The 15,954-nt window shown below is 67.0% G+C and carries 17 protein-coding genes; 7 read left to right on the top strand and 10 right to left on the bottom strand.

Annotated features, from left to right (window positions below; translation table 11 throughout):
* Positions 1 to 123: 123 nt before the first annotated feature.
* The 4 genes from ACSFA7_RS16670 to ACSFA7_RS16685 form a co-directional block, all read right to left on the bottom strand.
* Positions 124 to 1,104 carry an ABC transporter permease gene (locus ACSFA7_RS16670; RefSeq protein WP_435500410.1) on the bottom strand — a complete coding sequence of 327 codons (981 nt, stop codon included), beginning with the start codon at positions 1,102 to 1,104 and terminating at the stop codon, positions 124 to 126.
* A complete protein-coding gene (locus tag ACSFA7_RS16675; RefSeq protein ID WP_435500787.1) occupies positions 1,101 to 2,591 on the bottom strand; it encodes a sugar ABC transporter ATP-binding protein in 1,491 nt (496 codons plus the stop codon). The genes ACSFA7_RS16670 and ACSFA7_RS16675 overlap by 4 nt, the downstream gene beginning before the upstream one ends.
* Positions 2,592 to 2,631: 40 nt before the next feature.
* Positions 2,632 to 3,552, bottom strand: coding sequence for an ABC transporter substrate-binding protein (locus ACSFA7_RS16680; RefSeq protein WP_435500411.1), 921 nt, complete (start codon positions 3,550 to 3,552; stop codon positions 2,632 to 2,634).
* 112 nt (positions 3,553 to 3,664) lie between these two features.
* Positions 3,665 to 4,555, bottom strand: coding sequence for a helix-turn-helix domain-containing protein (locus tag ACSFA7_RS16685; RefSeq protein WP_435500412.1), 891 nt, complete (start codon positions 4,553 to 4,555; stop codon positions 3,665 to 3,667).
* 304 nt (positions 4,556 to 4,859) lie between these two features.
* On the opposite strand from ACSFA7_RS16685, the gene ACSFA7_RS16690 reads away from it, so the two are divergent.
* The 4 genes from ACSFA7_RS16690 to ACSFA7_RS16705 all read left to right on the top strand — a co-directional run bounded on the left by ACSFA7_RS16690 (position 4,860) and on the right by ACSFA7_RS16705 (position 9,049).
* Positions 4,860 to 6,107 carry a CaiB/BaiF CoA transferase family protein gene (locus tag ACSFA7_RS16690; protein WP_435500413.1) on the top strand — a complete coding sequence of 416 codons (1,248 nt, stop codon included), beginning with the start codon at positions 4,860 to 4,862 and terminating at the stop codon, positions 6,105 to 6,107.
* A gap of 69 nt (positions 6,108 to 6,176) precedes the next feature.
* Positions 6,177 to 7,826: a S8 family peptidase gene (locus ACSFA7_RS16695; RefSeq protein WP_435500414.1), complete on the top strand. Its 1,650-nt coding sequence runs from the start codon at positions 6,177 to 6,179 to the stop codon at positions 7,824 to 7,826.
* Complete coding sequence (locus tag ACSFA7_RS16700; RefSeq protein WP_435500415.1) at positions 7,823 to 8,074, top strand: hypothetical protein; 252 nt, start codon at positions 7,823 to 7,825, stop codon at positions 8,072 to 8,074. Before ACSFA7_RS16695 ends, ACSFA7_RS16700 begins: the two co-directional genes overlap by 4 nt.
* Before the next feature lie 60 nt (positions 8,075 to 8,134).
* Positions 8,135 to 9,049, top strand: a complete 915-nt coding sequence (locus ACSFA7_RS16705; RefSeq protein ID WP_435500416.1) for a DNA/RNA non-specific endonuclease — start codon at positions 8,135 to 8,137, stop codon at positions 9,047 to 9,049.
* A 13-nt stretch (positions 9,050 to 9,062) separates the two neighbouring features.
* Here ACSFA7_RS16705 and ACSFA7_RS16710 read toward each other — a convergent pair whose 3' ends face one another.
* Positions 9,063 to 9,320, bottom strand: coding sequence for an acyl-CoA-binding protein (locus ACSFA7_RS16710; protein ID WP_435500417.1), 258 nt, complete (start codon positions 9,318 to 9,320; stop codon positions 9,063 to 9,065).
* 62 nt (positions 9,321 to 9,382) lie between these two features.
* On the opposite strand from ACSFA7_RS16710, the gene ACSFA7_RS16715 reads away from it, so the two are divergent.
* Complete coding sequence (locus ACSFA7_RS16715) at positions 9,383 to 10,267, top strand: dienelactone hydrolase family protein (RefSeq protein WP_435500418.1); 885 nt, start codon at positions 9,383 to 9,385, stop codon at positions 10,265 to 10,267.
* A 10-nt stretch (positions 10,268 to 10,277) separates the two neighbouring features.
* Here the strand turns inward: ACSFA7_RS16715 and ACSFA7_RS16720 are convergent, their stop codons facing one another.
* The 5 genes from ACSFA7_RS16720 to ACSFA7_RS16740 form a co-directional block, all read right to left on the bottom strand.
* The gene (locus ACSFA7_RS16720; RefSeq protein WP_435500419.1) at positions 10,278 to 11,114 is read right to left on the bottom strand and encodes a tetratricopeptide repeat protein; all 837 of its coding nucleotides are present in this window, start codon (positions 11,112 to 11,114) and stop codon (positions 10,278 to 10,280) included.
* A gap of 14 nt (positions 11,115 to 11,128) precedes the next feature.
* Positions 11,129 to 11,827: a TetR/AcrR family transcriptional regulator gene (locus tag ACSFA7_RS16725; protein WP_257864308.1), complete on the bottom strand. Its 699-nt coding sequence runs from the start codon at positions 11,825 to 11,827 to the stop codon at positions 11,129 to 11,131.
* A 124-nt stretch (positions 11,828 to 11,951) separates the two neighbouring features.
* Positions 11,952 to 12,440 (bottom strand): phasin family protein, encoded by a 489-nt coding sequence (locus ACSFA7_RS16730; protein WP_435500420.1) that lies wholly within the window; start codon positions 12,438 to 12,440, stop codon positions 11,952 to 11,954.
* An 80-nt stretch (positions 12,441 to 12,520) separates the two neighbouring features.
* Entirely contained in the window at positions 12,521 to 12,970 is a 450-nt protein-coding gene (locus tag ACSFA7_RS16735; RefSeq protein ID WP_435500421.1) for an acyl-CoA thioesterase, read from the bottom strand.
* Between the two features lie 96 nt (positions 12,971 to 13,066).
* A complete protein-coding gene (locus ACSFA7_RS16740) occupies positions 13,067 to 13,963 on the bottom strand; it encodes a LysR family transcriptional regulator (RefSeq protein WP_435500422.1) in 897 nt (298 codons plus the stop codon).
* Between the two features lie 131 nt (positions 13,964 to 14,094).
* On the opposite strand from ACSFA7_RS16740, the gene gtdA reads away from it, so the two are divergent.
* Together gtdA and ACSFA7_RS16750 are read left to right on the top strand one after the other, a co-directional pair.
* A complete protein-coding gene (gene gtdA, locus ACSFA7_RS16745) occupies positions 14,095 to 15,180 on the top strand; it encodes a gentisate 1,2-dioxygenase (RefSeq protein ID WP_435500423.1) in 1,086 nt (361 codons plus the stop codon).
* A gap of 65 nt (positions 15,181 to 15,245) precedes the next feature.
* The gene (locus ACSFA7_RS16750; RefSeq protein WP_435500424.1) at positions 15,246 to 15,950 is read left to right on the top strand and encodes a fumarylacetoacetate hydrolase family protein; all 705 of its coding nucleotides are present in this window, start codon (positions 15,246 to 15,248) and stop codon (positions 15,948 to 15,950) included.
* Positions 15,951 to 15,954: the final 4 nt, after the last annotated feature.

Raw genomic sequence — 15,954 nt, forward strand, 5'->3', positions numbered from 1 at the left:
TTTTCTCCCTCCCCCTCTGGGGGAGGGCAGGGGTGGGGGCAAGCGGCGTATCCACTGGGCACGCTCTGGCTGCCCCCATCCCAGCCTTCCCCCAGAGGGGGAAGGAGCAAGACGGGGAAAGGGTCAGCGCTTGGCTTCTCGGCTGATGAAGATCGCAAGGAGCACGATGCCGCCCTTGATGATCAATTGCAGATACGGCGACACGCCGATCATGTTGAGACCGTTGTTGAGCACGCCAAGCAGCAGCGCACCGACCAGCGTGCCAACGATGGCGCCGCGCCCGCCGGCGATGGACGTGCCGCCCATCACCACTGCCGCGATGGCATCCAGCTCGAAGCCAACGCCCACACCGGGCTGCCCGCTCGTGACGCGCGCCGCCTGCACGATGCCGGCGATGGCTGCAGTAAGGCCGCTCAGTGCATACACGAGCAGCTTGTAGCGCGACACGCGCACGCCAGACAAACGCGTCGCTTCTTCATTGCCGCCGATGGCATACACATACCGCCCGAACGGCGCCATGTTCAGTAGCACATACGCCACGAGGTACGTCGCCAGCATGATGAGGATCGGCACCTTGATGCCCGCGAGCACGCCGCCGCCGAGAAAGGCGAACGATTCCGGCAGCCCGTCGATCGGATAGCCGCCGGTGTAGATCAGCGCAATGCCGCGCGCGATGCCCATGGTGGCCAGCGTCACGATGATCGGCGGCATGCGTAGGTAGGCCACGCAGTAGCCGTTGAAGAGGCCGATCACCACGCCGACAGCCAGGCCCAGCGGCACGGCGAGCATCGGCGGCAGGCCGAACTGCACCATCATTCCCGAGGCCAGCGTGCCCGACAGCGCCACCACCGCGCCCACCGAGAGGTCGATGCCGCCGGTGAGGATCGCGGCCGTCATGCCGACCGCGATGATCGCGTTGATCGACGACTGCAGCGCGATGTTCTGCAGGTTGCCCCAGGAGAGAAAGTTGTCGGTCGCGACGATCATGAAGACCGAGATCGCGACGAGACCGACCAGTGGCAGGAAGGCCGTCGAGCGGCGCAGCTGGGTGAAGAACCCACCCGTGGGAACCGGCGGCGTGGGATGGCTGGCGGTGGCATTCATTGCGAACCCCCTGTGGTTGCGTGGCGCATGATGTCGCCCGAGTTGATGGAGTCGCCCTCCAGCGTGGCCACGATGGACCCGCCCGAGAACACGGCGACGCGGTCGCACATGCCGACGATCTCGGGCAGCTCGCTCGAGATCATCACGATGGCTTTTCCCTGGCGCGTGAGTTCGCGCATCAGGCTGTAGATCTCGGCCTTGGCGCCGACGTCGATGCCGCGCGTGGGCTCGTCGAAGATCAGCACCTCGCTCGCATGTCCGAGCCAGCGCGCGATCACCACCTTCTGCTGGTTGCCGCCCGAGAGCGTGGCCACGCGCGTCTCGATGCTCGGAGCCTTCACGCCGACACGCTTGGACAACTCTGCGGCCGATTGCTTCTCCGACCTCTGACTCACGAGCCCGGCGCTCCTGTGCTTGCCCAGGTTGTTCATCGAGATGTTGAAGCGGATCGTGAAATCGGTGATCAGCCCCTCGACCTTGCGGCTCTCGGGCAGGAGGCCGATGCCGTTCGCGAGCGCCTCGGTCGGGTCGTTCAGCCGTACGGGCTTGCCGTTGCGCAGCACCGTCTTGCGGTGCACGCGGTCGGCGCCCATCATCCCGAGCGCGAGTTCGGTGCGGCCCGATCCCACGAGGCCTGCGAAGCCGAGGATCTCGCCTTCGTGCAGGTCGAAGCTGTTGACCGGTCCGCCCTTGGCGAGCTGGATCTCCGGCACTTCGAGCACCTTGCGTCCGCGCGGCGCGGGGACGGGCTTGGGCGGAAAGTTGTGCTCGATCTTGCGGCCGACCATCATCCGGACCAGCGCATCGATATCGGTCGCACCCACGTCCGCGTGCCCCGCATTGGCGCCGTCGCGCAGCACGCTGATGCGGTCGCACACCTCGAAGATTTCGTCCAGGTGGTGCGAGATGAAGATCATCGCGACGCCCTTGGCGCGCAGCTCCCGCATGATCTTGAAGAGATGCCCGGCCTCGTTCGGGGTGAGCGTGGCGGTCGGCTCGTCGAGCACCAGCAGGCGCGCCTTCAGCGACAGCGCCTTGCCGATCTCCACGAACTGCTGCTGCGCGACCGAGAGCCGGCAGATCGGCACATCGAGATCGATCTGCACGCCCAGCTCGTCGAAGAGCTGCTGCGCCGAGCGCTTCATCGCCGCCTTGTCCATCAGCCCGAAGCGGTTCTTCAGGTAGCGGCCGAGGAAGATGTTCTCCACCGCGTTCAGGTACGGGATGAGGCTGAACTCCTGGAAGATGATGCCGATGCCCGCCGCGATCGCATCGTTGTAGCCCGCGAACTGGCGCTCGCTGCCTTCGATGAAGATGCGGCCCTCGTCGGCCTGGTAGATGCCGCCGAGGATCTTCATCAGCGTCGACTTGCCCGCGCCGTTCTCGCCGAGCAGCGCATGCACCTCGCCCTTGCGGATCGAGAGGTCGATGCCCGAGAGTGCCTTCACGCCCGGAAAGCGCTTGGAGACGCCCTCGAGCCGCAGCATCTCGGCGGTGTTGTTCGTTGTCACGGCGCGGTTCCGGGGCTTACCAGGTGAAGGTCTTCGCGCCTTCGGCGTCGATCAGCTTCACATCGACCGGAATGGCGGCGGGCACGTTGGCGCCCCACTTCTTGGCGAGCGCGATGCCGATGGCCAGGCGGATCTGGTCGCGCGGGTACTGCGCGGTGGTGGCGATGAACTTGGAGCCGGGCTTCTGCATCGCCTTGATCGCTTCGGGCGCGCCGTCCACGCTGGTGAGCTTCACGTCCTTGCCGCTCGCGTCGATGGCCGCGAGGGCGCCCATCGAGCCGCCGTCGTTCACGCTGAAGATGCCCTTCAGGTTCTTGTTGGCCTGCAGGATGTTCTCGGTCACGGTGAGCGCGGTGGCGCGCTCCTGCTTGCCGTTCTGCGTGCTCACCACCTTGACGCCGGGGTACTTGGCGAGCGCTTCGCGGCAGCCCTTCACCCGCTCCAGGATCGGCACGACCGGAATGCCGTCGAGGATCGCCACGTCGCCCTTCTCGCCGATGCTCTTGGCGAGGTATTCGCAGGCGAGGTGCCCGGCGTCGGTGTTCTTGGAGCCGACGAAGGAGTCGACCGGGCCTTGCGCATTCGCGTCCACGGCCACCACGATCAGGCCCGCCTTCTTGGCCGAGCGAACGGCCGACTGCACACCGGTGGAGTCGGTCGGGTTCAGCAGCAGGATGTCGACCTTCTTCTGGATCATGTCTTCCACGTCGCCGATCTGCTTGGCCACGTCGTGCCGCGCGTCGGTGGTGACCACGGTCGCGCCGATGGTGGCCGCGGCTTCTTCCAGCGCCTGCTTCATCGTCACGAAGTAGGGGTTGTTCAGCTCCTGGAAGGTCATGCCGATGCGCAGCGGCTGCTTGGGCGCCTGGGCCTGCGCGGCGGTCGCGCCGCAGGCGAGGGCGGCGGTGAGGGCGGTGGCTTTGAGAAGGTTCTTCATGGTGGCTGTCTCCTGAGGTTGTTGACTGTCGAGAAAACGCGGGCAAAGGCGCCCCCCACGCGGCGCCCGATGCGCCGCGCCGGTAATGACGCGGGGGAACGGTGAGCGCCGGCTACGGCGACTTGGCGGCACGCGAGGCCGCGGCCTGCATGCGATGGAAGTTGCGGAACTTGGTCGGCGGCATGCGCTTGTGCAGGAGGAACTGCCGGTTGAAGTTCGACACGTTGTTGAAGCCCACGTCCATGCAGACGTCGAGCACCGGCTTCTCGCTGCTGGTGAGCAGTTCGCAGGCGCGGCTGATGCGCAGCCGGTTCACATAGCGCACGAACGACTGGCCCGTGTGCTTGCGAAACGACCGCGAGAACGCGCTCGGGCTTTGGCCCACCAGCTCGGCCAGCATGGGCTCGCGCAGCTCGTCGCCGAGGTTGGCCGAGATATGCGCGAGCACGTTGTTGATGGCGTGCGACATGAATGCCTTCGGGTCGGGCTTGAAGGCCGGGCTGGCGAGCCGCTGGCGGTCGTGGCTGTCGACCAGCAGCTCGAGCAGCGAGAGCAGCAGGATCACGCGGCGCAGGCCACGCGCTTCGAGCAGCGATTCCATGATCGGCTTGGCCGCAATGGCCGTCTCGGCGGAGAACAGCAGCCCCGAGCCTGACTCGGCCAGCAGCGGCGCGATGCGCTCGAACTCGGGAAAGGCCGCGGCCATGTTCTTCATCAGCCCGGCCGGGAACTGGATCACGATGCCGCGCCGCTCCACGCTCTGTCCCGCGGGCACGTCGCTGATCCAGTTGTGCGGCAGGTCGGGTCCCATCAGCACGAGGTTGCCGGGCTCGAAGTGCCCGACGTGGTCGCCCACGAAATAGACGCCCCGGGTCTCGACGATCAGCTGGATCTCGTACTCGGGATGGAAGTGCCAGCGCACCGTGCGGTACGGATAGCCGTGCGCCCAGGCAGTGAACGATTCATCTCCACGGACTTCGACGATTTCCAGATCGGGTTGCATGAGCGGTTCCTTTTCCTTGTCTCTTTGTTCTGTGGGTGGCCTGTGGCAGCGTGGGGCGGACTGTACGAATCGCCCAGGATGCCAACAACCAGAGATGAGGCTCGAAATTGATACTTTTTTGACCTTTGCACAAGCGGGTTGGCGAAGGCATTGCGGTGCAGCAAACCCCTTTCTCCTCGGGAGAGAGGGGCTGCCGGCAGGGGATTGCTGCGGTGCGGAAAGTGCCGGAAATGCGATGTCAAGAATTCATAGGTGTTTTCCCGCCCCGGCGAGCGCTCGCCGCGACGCGGCACACTCTGGCGCCATGACGAAAACCTCTTCTTTCCAGGCCGAGCCGACTGCGGCGGGTCCGCTGGCCGGTCTCAAGGTCGTCGAGCTCGGCCAGTTGATCGCCGGCCCCTTCGCCGCACGCACGCTGGCCGATTTCGGCGCCGAGGTGGTGAAGATCGAGCCGCCCGGCGCGGGCGATCCGCTGCGCACCTGGCGGCTGCTGAAGGACGGCACTTCGGTCTGGTGGCAGGTGCAGTCGCGCAACAAGCGCTCGCTGGCACTCGACCTGCGCGAGCCCGAGGCGCAGGCGATCGTGCGGCAGCTCGCGGCCGAGGCCGACGTGCTGATCGAGAACTTCCGCCCCGGCGCGATGGAAGGCTGGGGCCTCGGCCCCGACGCGCTGCTGGCCGCCAATCCCGCGCTCGTGATGCTGCGCATCAGCGGTTACGGCCAGACCGGCCCGTACCGCGACCGCCCCGGCTTCGGCGTGGTGGCCGAAGCGATGGGCGGGCTGCGCCACCTCACAGGCGAGCCCGGCCGCGTGCCGGTGCGCGTGGGCGTGTCGATCGGCGACACGCTGGCGTCATTGCACGGCGTGATCGGCGTGCTGATGGCGATGCAGCACCGCCACGCGACGGTGAGCGCCGAATACCCGAAGGGCAGGGGACAGGTGATCGACGTGGCGCTTTATGAAGCGGTCTTCAATTGCATGGAAAGCCTGCTGCCCGAGTACGGCGCATTCGGTGCGGTGCGCGAGGCCGCCGGCAGCGCGCTGCCCGGCATCGCGCCGACCAACGCCTACCGCTGCGCGGATGGCGGCTACGCGATCATTGCCGGCAATGGCGACGGCATCTTCCGCCGCCTGATGGAATGCATCGGCCGCCCGGACCTGGCCGCCGATCCCGCGCTGGCAGGCAACGCGGGCCGCGTGGCGCAGGTGGAAATGCTCGATGCCGCCATTGGTGACTGGGCGGCCGCGCGCACCGTGGACGAAGTGCTCGCCGCGCTCGATGCGGCGCATGTGCCGGCCGGCCGCATCTACACCATCGCCGACATCGCGGCCGACCCGCATTACGCCGCGCGCGGCATGCTCCAGCAGGTGCAGATGCCCGACGGCGGCGCGCTCGCGGTGCCCGGTTTCGTGCCCAAGCTGTCGCTCACGCCGGCCAGCCACCGGCACAACGCACCGGCGCTGGGGGCAGACACCGATGCGGTGCTGAAGGAGATCGGCCTGAGCGCCGAGCAGATCGCCGCGCTGCATGCGCGCGGGATCGTGGGTTGACCGGGGCGGGCCATTCATTGGCCTGAAATGCCGCCCGTGCGATAAACCACCGGGCAACAAGGAGAGTCCATGGCAGCAGCGAGCAAGCGGCAGGAAGCACCGAAGCGAACCCCCATGGCGCGTGAGACCGGGCGCGCGCAGCAACAGCAGGCGAGGGGCGAGATCTCGAAGTCGGACGGCGAGAACGTCGAGCGTCTGCTGCAGATGCTGCGTCTGCGTCGCATGGTGGCGGAGCCGAAGTTCTCGGACGACGTCATCGTGTGGCCTTCGCGGAGTGCCGCGCCCGGCGGTGCGGAGCTCGCGACATTGAGCGCGATCAACCTGGGCAACTCGGCGGAGGCGCTCGGCCAGCGGGTGGAGGGGCGCGGCGTTCCGCGGATGAAGCTGGTCAAGCAGATCGACGACGTGTCCGTGATGAAGGCCAATTCGTCTGCGCTGCTGGCGATGCGCCGGAACACGCCCGGGCTGCGGATCGCACCCGCCGCATGGGCCTACCTTCAGTACATCCGACCGCTGGGCGACGAGCTGGATTCCAGTGCGATCCAGGTGGCGCCCGGGGCCAAGGTCAAGCGCTTTGAACTGCACCTTGCGGACCCGCAGGGCAAACCCGTGGCGGGCGTGCGGGTCAAGGCGCTCGTGAATTGGGACGGCGCGCACGTGCCCGCGGTGACCGACAGCCGGGGCATCGCGGACCTGGGAATTCCTGTGCTCTATCCGCGGGTGGAAATGATCCTGGTCGAGCCCGAGCACACGCACTGGTCGGTCTTCGTCAAGGGGTTCGATCGCGTCGCGGCACCGAAACGATTGAATGTGCAGGCGCTGCCGCTGGTGCCCGACCGCTTCCAGCTGCTGGCGAACTACGCGCCCTACGACCCGGAGGCGGGCGCGGGCGTGACGGTCGGCGTGATCGACAGCGGCGTCGGGCCGCATGCGGACATCGCCGTGGCGGGCGGCGCCTGTTTCGTCACTGGCGAGAACGCCGCGGATTTCCTGGACAACGGCATCGGGCACGGGACCCACGTCGCAGGAATCATCGCGGGCAGGAAAGCCGAAGCCACCGGCATCCACGGCCTCGCGCCGGCCTGCCGGCTGCTGGCCTACCGCGTGTGTCCGAAAACCGGCGAGCGTGGCCGCGCGAAGTCGACCGACATCGCCAGCGCGCTCGAGCGCGCGATCGCCGACGGCTGCCACATCGTCAACATCAGCATGGGCAGCCTGGAGCCGATGCCGGAGATGCCGGACGTGCTCCAGCGGGCACGCGATGCCGGCGTGGTGGTGTTCGCCGCCACCGGCAACGATGGCCAGCCGCTGCTGCGCTATCCGGCTCGCTACAGCCACACGATGGCAGTCGGCGCGCTGGGGCGCGACGGCACGTTTCCGGCGGACTGCCCCGAGAGCTTTCAGGAGAGCGAGATCCGCCGCAAGAAGGAATTCGTCGCCGAGTTCTCCAACTACGGGCTGTCGACCGATTTCATCGGCCCCGGCGTGGCCGTGCTCTCGACGTTTCCGGGCGAGAGGTACGCCATGATGTCCGGCACCTCGATGGCCACGCCCTACACCTCGGGCATGGCGGCCCGTCTGTTGTCAGGGAATTCGAAGCTGCTTAACATGCCAAACGGTCCCGAAAAGGCCGACGCCATCGTCACGATGCTGTCGCAGGCAGCGCAAAGAGTGGGGTGGCCCGCCGAATATGAAGGTTTTGGAGTTCTGAAGAAGTGACCAGCGTCGTCTTGACCTACACAGGCAGCCCCGGCAAGAAGTTGTCGGCGGAAGCGCGGCTGCGCCGCTGCGTGCCCGGTGTCGTGCTCACGCCGAAGACGGGCAAGTTGGTGGAGGCCCAGCTCGACGACGAGCAACTGGCGGCCATCGAGCAGAACCCCGAGTGGGCCGTGTCCCAGCCCACCTTCGCGGAAATCCGCAAGCCTGTCTTCAATCTGAAAAACGCACGCGCCAAGCTCGCGAAGTAGCCGCAAGGCGCGCATGGTCGGTGTCGGCCGTGACCGGTGTTTTTCTGAAGAGGGAGCTTCATGTCCGATACAGACATCCAGGTCGTGAGCAGTTCGTGGGCCGGCATCCAGCGCGTCGCCGCCATCCCCAAGCCGCCGGAATTCTTCAAGGGTCGCAAGGGCTACGAACCCACGTTCTTCGGCGACGACAACCGCGTCGAATTGCCGTCGATGGGCGATGCCATTTCCATGGACGACATCGCAACGCTCGATGACGGCTCCTTCGAGCTCAAGTACCAGCACTTCAGCACGGTGCAGTGCATCTCCCGGCGCGTGCCGCTCTACTCCGCGTGCAACATCGACGGATCGAAGTCGAAGAACGTGCCGCGCCACGACACCTGGAACTACGACGGCCGCATCAGGAAGGAATACCAGATGCTGCGCGAGGCCTACGGCCCCGAGCAGGACCAGAAGTTCTCCCGCGGCCACATGACGCGCAGGCAGGACCCGAACTGGGGCTCGCTGGCCACGGCGCAACGCGCCAACATCGACACCTTCTTCGCCACCAATGCCTGCCCGCAGTGGCAGCCCTTCAACGACGGGCTGTGGGGTGACCTAGAGGACTACATCCTGGGCAACGCGCAGGGCGACGACAAGCGCATCAGCGTGTTCACGGGGCCGATCCTCCGCTCGGACGACCCGGAGCGATTCGGCATCCAGATTCCGCGGGATTTCTGGAAGGTCGTCGCCTTCATCAGCGAGGCGACGGGCGAGCTGAGCGCCATCGCCTACCTGATGAGCCAGGGCACGTACCTCGACTCGGGCGTGGCGCGCGACCTGGAAGATTTCGGCACCTCGCAGCGCCCCCTCGCATTCGTCGAAGCGGAGACCGGGCTCCGCTTCGAAAGCCTCGAAGGGCGCGACGTGCTCGACGGCGCGGACCTCGCGTTCGTGCAGCCCATCCGGCGCCTCGCTGACACGAAGCTGCCGGCCTAAGCGCTTCGCCCGCTCAGCCGCGCAGGGACTCGATCAGGTCGATGTACTTCTGCTTGGCCTCGTCGCTGCTCGCACCCTTCTGGGCGGTCCAGGCGTCCCACTTGGCACGCGCGACGATGTCGCTGAAACTGGGCTTCTTGGCGGTGTTGTCGCCTTCGGTGGCCTGCTTGAAGAGGCCGTAGATCTTCAGCAGCGTCGGGTTGTCGGGGCGCTCGGCCAGGAGCTTGGAGTTGGCCTGGGCGGTTTCGAATTGGGCGTTGAGGTCGGACATGGCGGCGGGAAGAAGATGAGTCGAAACGGCGATCTTAATAACCGCGAGCGCGAGGGACATTCATGAAGAAGACATCCGTACTCTGGCGAGCCGTGCTGCTGCAGCTCCTGCTGCTGGCCGCGACCGGCGTCCATGGCGCCTTGCGCGAGGAACAGCTCGACGTGCCGGTACAGGTCAACGGCATCGATGGCAGGCGCATCGAGCAGTCCGTCAGGGTGACCGTCTTTTCGGACGATACGAACCCGGTGCCGGCTCCGCTGATCGTTCTCAACCATGGCCGGGCGGCGCAGTCCGCGGAGCGCGCGGCCATGGGGCGCGCGCGCTATTCGGTGGCGTCGCGCTTCTTCGTGGCGCAGGGCTTCGTCGTCGCCGTGCCGACCCGCATCGGCTACGGCGTGACCGGCGGCGAAGACGTGGAGGCCAGCGGCCAGTGCGGCGCCAGGCGCTACGCACCGGCCTACGAAGCGGGGCTGGCACAGACGCTGCGGGTGCTCCAGCTGATGCGCGCGAGGCCCGATGTCGATCCCGCGCGCGCTGTCATCGTCGGCCAGTCGTTCGGTGGAACCATCGCCATCGCGGCGGCGGCGCAGAATCCGGCGGGCGTGGTGGCAGCCATCAACTTCGCGGGCGGCGGTGGCGGCAATCCGAAGACCCAGCCGCAGCGCCCGTGCTCGCCGGAGGCGCTGGAGCGGCTGTTCGGCCAGTACGGCAAGACGGCGCACATGCCCACGCTGTGGATCTACACCGAGAACGACCAGTATTTCGGACCCACCTATCCGCAGGAATGGTTCAAGGCCTTCAGGGAGGCGGGCGGCAAGGGCGAGTTCACCCAGTTCCCGCCGTACGGCGAGGACGGACATGCGCTGTTCTCGCGCTATCCCGAGGTGTGGCAGCCGCGGGTGCGGGCGTTCCTGGAGCAGGTTGGGTTGATTCGCCAGCGGCGGTGACGCGCGCCGCTCAGTCCGACAGCCCCGCCCGGGCCAGTTCCACGTCCAGCCGCTCCCGCGCATCCGCCGGTGTCATCGCGGCGGCCTTTTCGTAGAGCCGGGTGGCTTCGGCCATGCGCGAGTCGCCATGCAGCATCAGCAGGGCACGGGCGTACTCCATCATTCCCGCGGGCGAATGCGGGTGCAGTTCGAGTCCGCGCTCGAACAATTCCACCGAGGTTTCGGCGCGCACGCCGTAGGTCATGCGTCCGACCAGCGCGCCCACCTTGTCGATCACCTCGGCGTGGAACGCGGCCAGCGCAAGGTGCGCGTCGGCGTGCGCCGGCTGCAGTTCGATCACCCGTTCCAGCGCGCCCTTGAGCTTGGTGCCCAGGCCCTGCGCCAGCGCGCGCGCCACGCTGATGCCCTGGCTGTAGCGGCCCAGCGCATAGGCCTGCCAGTAGAGCGCCTGGCAGTTGTCGGGCTCGGCGGCGGCCTGCGCACCCGCGCGCTCGATCACCTGGCGGAACATCGCGAGCCGGGTGGCCTCGCGCGGCTCGAGGTAGTTGGCATAGATGGCGGTGGCCTGGTTGGCGAGCACCAGGCCCTCGGAGCCGTGCAGCAGGCCGATGGCGGCGGCGCGTTCGAAATCGCCGCTGTGGTACAGCGCCCAGCCTTCGGCCAGCGGCGCATCGGCGTCCGGCGGCGGCAGGTGGTGGCCGGCATGCAGGCGCGGCCAGTGGGGCAACACGCTGCGCGCGTCGAAGCGCGGCACGTCGGCATAGGGAAGGGGCGTCCAGGGCTCCGCGTTCGCGGCAACCGGGCTGGCGGACATCAGCGAGAGCGGTTTGAAGTCGGGGTGGGGCATGGTGTGAACAGGCCCTAGGCCGCCATGTCGACAGTGGGAGCCACGTTGTGCGTGGCATCTTCGCCGTTGTAGGCATTGCTCAGGGTCAGCAGATGCCGCCGTTGTTCACGCCCGAGGTAGGGCGCGAGCAGGTGCAGGGTGTGGTGGCCGCCCCGCATCAGCGCGCCCTGCGCATGCGCGGGTTCGAGCGCCTCGCGCGGGTTGCGCACGTATTCGTAGCTCAGCCAGTAGGTGAGCACCACGACCATGCTCTGGGCCAGCGGATCGATCTCGTGCGCGTCGATGTCCAGGTGGCCGGCGCGGCCGAGGCCGGAGATCAGCTGGCGGATCGCGCGGGTCTTGTTCTTGAGCACCAGCTGGAACTGCGTCTCCAGGTGGCGGTTCTTGCTCAGCAGGTCGTTCAGGTCGCGGTAGAGAAAGCGGTAGCGCCAGATCAGCTCGAACAGCGTGTGCATGAAGAACCACGCGTCTTCCACGTCGTGCACGCCTTCGCTCGCATGCAGCAGCTCGTTGAGCTCGGCCTCGTAGCCCTGGTAGAGCTTGTTGATCAGCTCTTCCTTGGCGGGGTAGTGGTAGTAGAGATTGCCGGGGCTGATGTTGAGCTCGCCCGCGATCAGCGTGGTCGAGACGTTCGGTTCCCCGAAGCGGTTGAACAGGTCCAGTGCGGCTTCGAGGATGCGTTGCGCTGTGCGGCGTGGCGCCTTCTTTGCCATGTCGGTGCCCCCGGTGTGTCTCTTGGTCTTGGGAACACTCTAGCGTATGTGCACTGCACCATGAACGGTGCAGGACATGTTTTGCGGCGCTTAATTTTTGTGCAGTGCCGCAATTTAGTTGGCGTCAGCCGGCCTTGGGGCGGCGCAGTGTCTTCTTCGCGGCGGTTGTGGATGCGGCGGTCTTGCGCGCGGTGGTCTTGCGGGTGGTCGCCGCCGCCTTCGCATTGCCCTTCAATTGCGCTTCGAGGGCCTCGACGCGCGCCTGCAGCGCGGCCATGTCGGCGGCCGAGGGGACACCGAGTTTTTCGAGGGCGCGCGCCACGCGCTCTTCGAAGATGTTCTCCAGCTTGCCCCACTGGCCCGCGGCCTTGGTGCCGAATTCGCTGGCGAAGCCGGCCATCCGCTGCTGGGCCTGGGCGAGGGTTTCTTCGGCGGCAGCCTGGGTCTTCTTCTGCATGCCGGCGCCGTCCTTGACCAGCGCCTCGAAGGCCTTGCTGCCTTCCTGCTGCATCTTGGCGAACGCGCCGAGACCGGCGAGCCAGATCTGCTGGGCGGAATCCTTGATGCGGTCGGAGGATTTGCTGCTGTTGCCGTCGTCGTCTTGAGTCGCCATGCGAAGTAGTCCTTTGAAAACTTGTCGCCTGACTCTAGCCGCTGGGCGGCGCTCCCGTTAGAGCTTCGCCTCTACGAGGATTACGGCGTGGCGCCGGCTGCGCGGCTGGCGTCCAGATGCGCCTTCGCCCGTTCCGCCAGCGCCATTTCGCCGGGCGTGCCGGGCACGAAGGCCACCACCGGGAGCGGCCGGCCGTGCGAATCGACCGAGACGAAGACGATCAGGCACTCGGTGGTCTTTTCCATCGAGCCGCCCTTCATGTCGCCGCTGCGCACCTCGACCGAGATGTTCATGCTGGTGGTGCCCGTGTAGGCGAGGCGGGCTTCGACCTCGACGAGGTCGCCGATCATGATCGGCCGGTGAAAGCGGATGCTGCCGATGAAGGCGGTGACGCAGTAGCGCTTGGCCCAGCTGGTCGCGCAGGCGTAGCCGGCCTCGTCGATCCACTTCATGACCGTGCCGCCGTGGACCTTGCCGCCGAAGTTGACGGTGCTGGGCTCGGCCAGAAAACGCAGGGTGATCGAGGACATGGGGCGCCTTATAGGGGTGGCTGTGGGTGGGGAGCCGCGATTATGCGAGCGGGCGCCCGCTTCCGGCCGCGCCGCCCGTCGCCCGGGCGTGCACGCTCAGCCGCCGCTGAACAATTGCGCCAGCGTGCGCCGCAGCCATGCATTGCCCGGGTCCGCGTGGAAGCGCTCGTGCCAGTGCTGCTTGACCGCATAGTCCGGCAGCGCGAAGGGCAGCTCCAGCAGCTTCACCGGCTCCTGCGTGGCCAGCACCTTGCCCAGGATGCGCGGCACCACCACGAGCAGTTCGGTGTGCGCCACGATCCGCGCCACGCTCAGGAAGCTGGAGAGCCGCACCACCACGTCGCGCTTGAGCCCCAGCCGCGCGATGGTCGTATCGACGATGGCATGTCCCGTGCCGGATGTGGACACCACCGCATGCGCCTCCGCCTCGAAGCGCTTGCGCGTGAGCCTGGTGCCGATGCGCGGATGGTTCTGCGCAGCCAGGCACACGAAGTTCTGCATGAACAGCGTCTGCTGGTAGAAGCCCGCGTCCAGCTGCGGCATGAAGCCCACGGCCAGGTCGACCTCGCCGTCCTGCAGCCGGCGGCCGCTGTTGGTGGAGATGATCTCGGTCTCGATGTGCACCCCCGGCGCCACGTGCCGCAGGTGGTCGAGCAGGCCGGGCAGCAGCACCACCTCGCTGATGTCGGTCATGCAGATGCGAAAGCGCCGCTGCGCCTCGGCGGGCTCGAAGCTGCTGCGGTTGCCCTGGGCCTGCGCCAGCTGGGCCAGCACCTCGCGCAGGTTCGGGTAGATGCGCTCGGCATGTGGCGTGGGCTGCATGCCCTGCGCGGTGCGGGTGAAGAGGCGGTCGTCGAAGTGCGCCCGCAGCTTGTTGAGCGCGGTGCTGGCCGCGGCCTGCGCCATGCCCAGCCGCTCGGCCGCCTTGGAGACGTTGCCGGTCTTGTAGACCTCGTCGAACACGGCGAGCCATTCGAGATCGAGCTTGGACATGGTGTTTTTCCGGCGTTCTTTGCTTAGGGCGAAAGACACCATTATCGAAATTTAGAATTCTGTGTATTGGCTGCCGGTCTTGAGGAAATAGTGGGGTGGGTCAACAATGCCCGCAACGGAGACAACCACGCATGAATCCCGCTTCCGCAAGCGCCCCGAAAAGCGCCCCGGCCAACGCCGCCGAACGCAGCGACTACTACGCCCGCATCCGCCCCCTGAACCTCACCCCGCTGTGGGAATCGCTGCACGCCCTGGTGCCGCGCGAGCCGCAGACGCCGTGCGTGCCGGCCCTGTGGCGCTACGACGAGATCCGCCCGCTGCTGATGGAGTCGGCCGAGCTCATCACCGCCGAGGAGGCCGTGCGCCGCGTGCTGGTGCTGGAGAACCCGGCGCTGCCCGGCAACTCGTCGATCACGCAGTCGATCTACGCAGGCCTGCAGCTCATCATGCCGGGCGAGGTGGCGCCGTCGCATCGCCATGTGCAGTCGGCGCTGCGCTTCATCGTCGACGGCAAGGGCGCCTACACCACGGTGGGCGGCGAGCGCACCACCATGTACCCGGGCGACTTCATCATCACGCCCTCGTGGGCCTGGCACGACCATGGCAACGAAGGCATCGAAGGCGTGAGCGAGCCGGTGGTGTGGCTCGACGGGCTCGACATTCCGATGCTGCGCTTCTTCGATGCCGGCTTTGCCGAGAACGACGACGCCAAGGTGCAGCACGTCGCGCGCCCGGAGGGCCACAGCCTCGCGCGTTTCGGCCACAACATGGTGCCGGTGCGGCACGACCACGTGTCGGCCACCTCGCCGATCTTCAATTACCCCTATGCGCGCAGCCGCGAGGCGCTGGCACAACTGCAGAAGCAGGAAGCGCCCGATGCGTGGCTGGGCCACAAGCTGCGCTACATCAACCCGCTGACGGGCGGCTCGCCGATGCCGACGATCTCGACCAACCTGCAGCTGCTGCCGAAAGGCTTTGCGGGCAAGACGCACCGCGCGACCGATGGCGCCGTCTACAGCGTGCTCGAGGGCCACGGCATCGCCGAGATCGCGGGCCAGCGCTTCGAGTTCGGACCGCGCGACACCTTCGTCGTGCCGTCGTGGGCGCCGCTGCGCCTCTTGTCGCCGGTCGAGGACGTGGTGCTCTTCAGCTTCTCCGACCGCCCCGTGCAGCAGGCCATGGGCATCCTGCGCGAAGCCTTCCTCGAAGACGCCTGAACGGCGGCCGACCTCTTTCTTTTCATTGTTTGACCGTGTGCCGCCGCGTGCGGCAGGAGCTTTCCATGTCCTTCGTTTTCACACCTCCTTCCATCGTTGGCCTGCCCATCGTCGATTCCGACAAGCTGTTCCCAGTGCGCCGCGTCTATTGCGTCGGCCGCAACTACGCGGCGCATGCCCGCGAGATGGGGTTCGACCCCGACCGCGAACCGCCGTTCTTCTTCTGCAAGCCCAATGACGACGCATCGGTGGTGCCCGTGGCCGAAGGCCAGGTCGGCTCGATTCCGTACCCGCCGCTCACGAGCAACTACCACTACGAAGCCGAACTCGTGGTCGCCATCGGCAAGGGCGGTCGCGACATCCCGGTCGACCAGGCATCGAGCCACATCCACAGCTACGCCGTGGGCCTGGACATGACGCGCCGCGACCTGCAGATGAAGATGCGCGAGCAGGGCCGTCCGTGGGAAATCGGCAAGGCCTTCGACTTCTCGGCGCCCATCGCGCCGCTGCGCACGCTGGCCGATGTGGGCGAGATCAACGCCGGCGCGATCACGCTCACGGTCGATGGCGAGGTGCGCCAGAACAGCGACATCGCGCACCTGATCTGGTCGGTGAACGAAGTGATCGCCAATCTCTCGACGCTTTTCACGCTGCAGCCCGGCGACCTGATCTTTACCGGCACGCCCGAAGGCGTGGGTGCGGTGAAGGCGGGGCAGACGATCAAGGTCAGCATCGAGCGGCTGCCTTCGCTCACGGTCCGCATCGACTGATTTC

Origin of the sequence: Variovorax trehalosi (assembly GCF_051216415.1) — a bacterium.
Lineage (GTDB): Bacteria > Pseudomonadota > Gammaproteobacteria > Burkholderiales > Burkholderiaceae_C > Variovorax.

Bases quoted from the DNA above. Each gene is read 5' to 3' on its own strand.
- ACSFA7_RS16670 (WP_435500410.1), bottom strand. From the start codon at position 1,104: ATGAATGCCACCGCCAGCCATCCCACGCCGCCGGTTCCCACGGGTGGG.
- ACSFA7_RS16675 (WP_435500787.1), bottom strand. From the start codon at position 2,591: ATGCTGCGGCTCGAGGGCGTCTCCAAGCGCTTTCCGGGCGTGAAGGCA.
- ACSFA7_RS16680 (WP_435500411.1), bottom strand. From the start codon at position 3,552: ATGAAGAACCTTCTCAAAGCCACCGCCCTCACCGCCGCCCTCGCCTGC.
- ACSFA7_RS16685 (WP_435500412.1), bottom strand. From the start codon at position 4,555: ATGCAACCCGATCTGGAAATCGTCGAAGTCCGTGGAGATGAATCGTTC.
- ACSFA7_RS16690 (WP_435500413.1), top strand. From the start codon at position 4,860: ATGACGAAAACCTCTTCTTTCCAGGCCGAGCCGACTGCGGCGGGTCCG.
- ACSFA7_RS16695 (WP_435500414.1), top strand. From the start codon at position 6,177: ATGGCAGCAGCGAGCAAGCGGCAGGAAGCACCGAAGCGAACCCCCATG.
- ACSFA7_RS16705 (WP_435500416.1), top strand. From the start codon at position 8,135: ATGTCCGATACAGACATCCAGGTCGTGAGCAGTTCGTGGGCCGGCATC.
- ACSFA7_RS16710 (WP_435500417.1), bottom strand. From the start codon at position 9,320: ATGTCCGACCTCAACGCCCAATTCGAAACCGCCCAGGCCAACTCCAAG.
- ACSFA7_RS16715 (WP_435500418.1), top strand. From the start codon at position 9,383: ATGAAGAAGACATCCGTACTCTGGCGAGCCGTGCTGCTGCAGCTCCTG.
- ACSFA7_RS16720 (WP_435500419.1), bottom strand. From the start codon at position 11,114: ATGCCCCACCCCGACTTCAAACCGCTCTCGCTGATGTCCGCCAGCCCG.
- ACSFA7_RS16725 (WP_257864308.1), bottom strand. From the start codon at position 11,827: ATGGCAAAGAAGGCGCCACGCCGCACAGCGCAACGCATCCTCGAAGCC.
- ACSFA7_RS16730 (WP_435500420.1), bottom strand. From the start codon at position 12,440: ATGGCGACTCAAGACGACGACGGCAACAGCAGCAAATCCTCCGACCGC.
- ACSFA7_RS16735 (WP_435500421.1), bottom strand. From the start codon at position 12,970: ATGTCCTCGATCACCCTGCGTTTTCTGGCCGAGCCCAGCACCGTCAAC.
- ACSFA7_RS16740 (WP_435500422.1), bottom strand. From the start codon at position 13,963: ATGTCCAAGCTCGATCTCGAATGGCTCGCCGTGTTCGACGAGGTCTAC.
- gtdA (WP_435500423.1), top strand. From the start codon at position 14,095: ATGAATCCCGCTTCCGCAAGCGCCCCGAAAAGCGCCCCGGCCAACGCC.
- ACSFA7_RS16750 (WP_435500424.1), top strand. From the start codon at position 15,246: ATGTCCTTCGTTTTCACACCTCCTTCCATCGTTGGCCTGCCCATCGTC.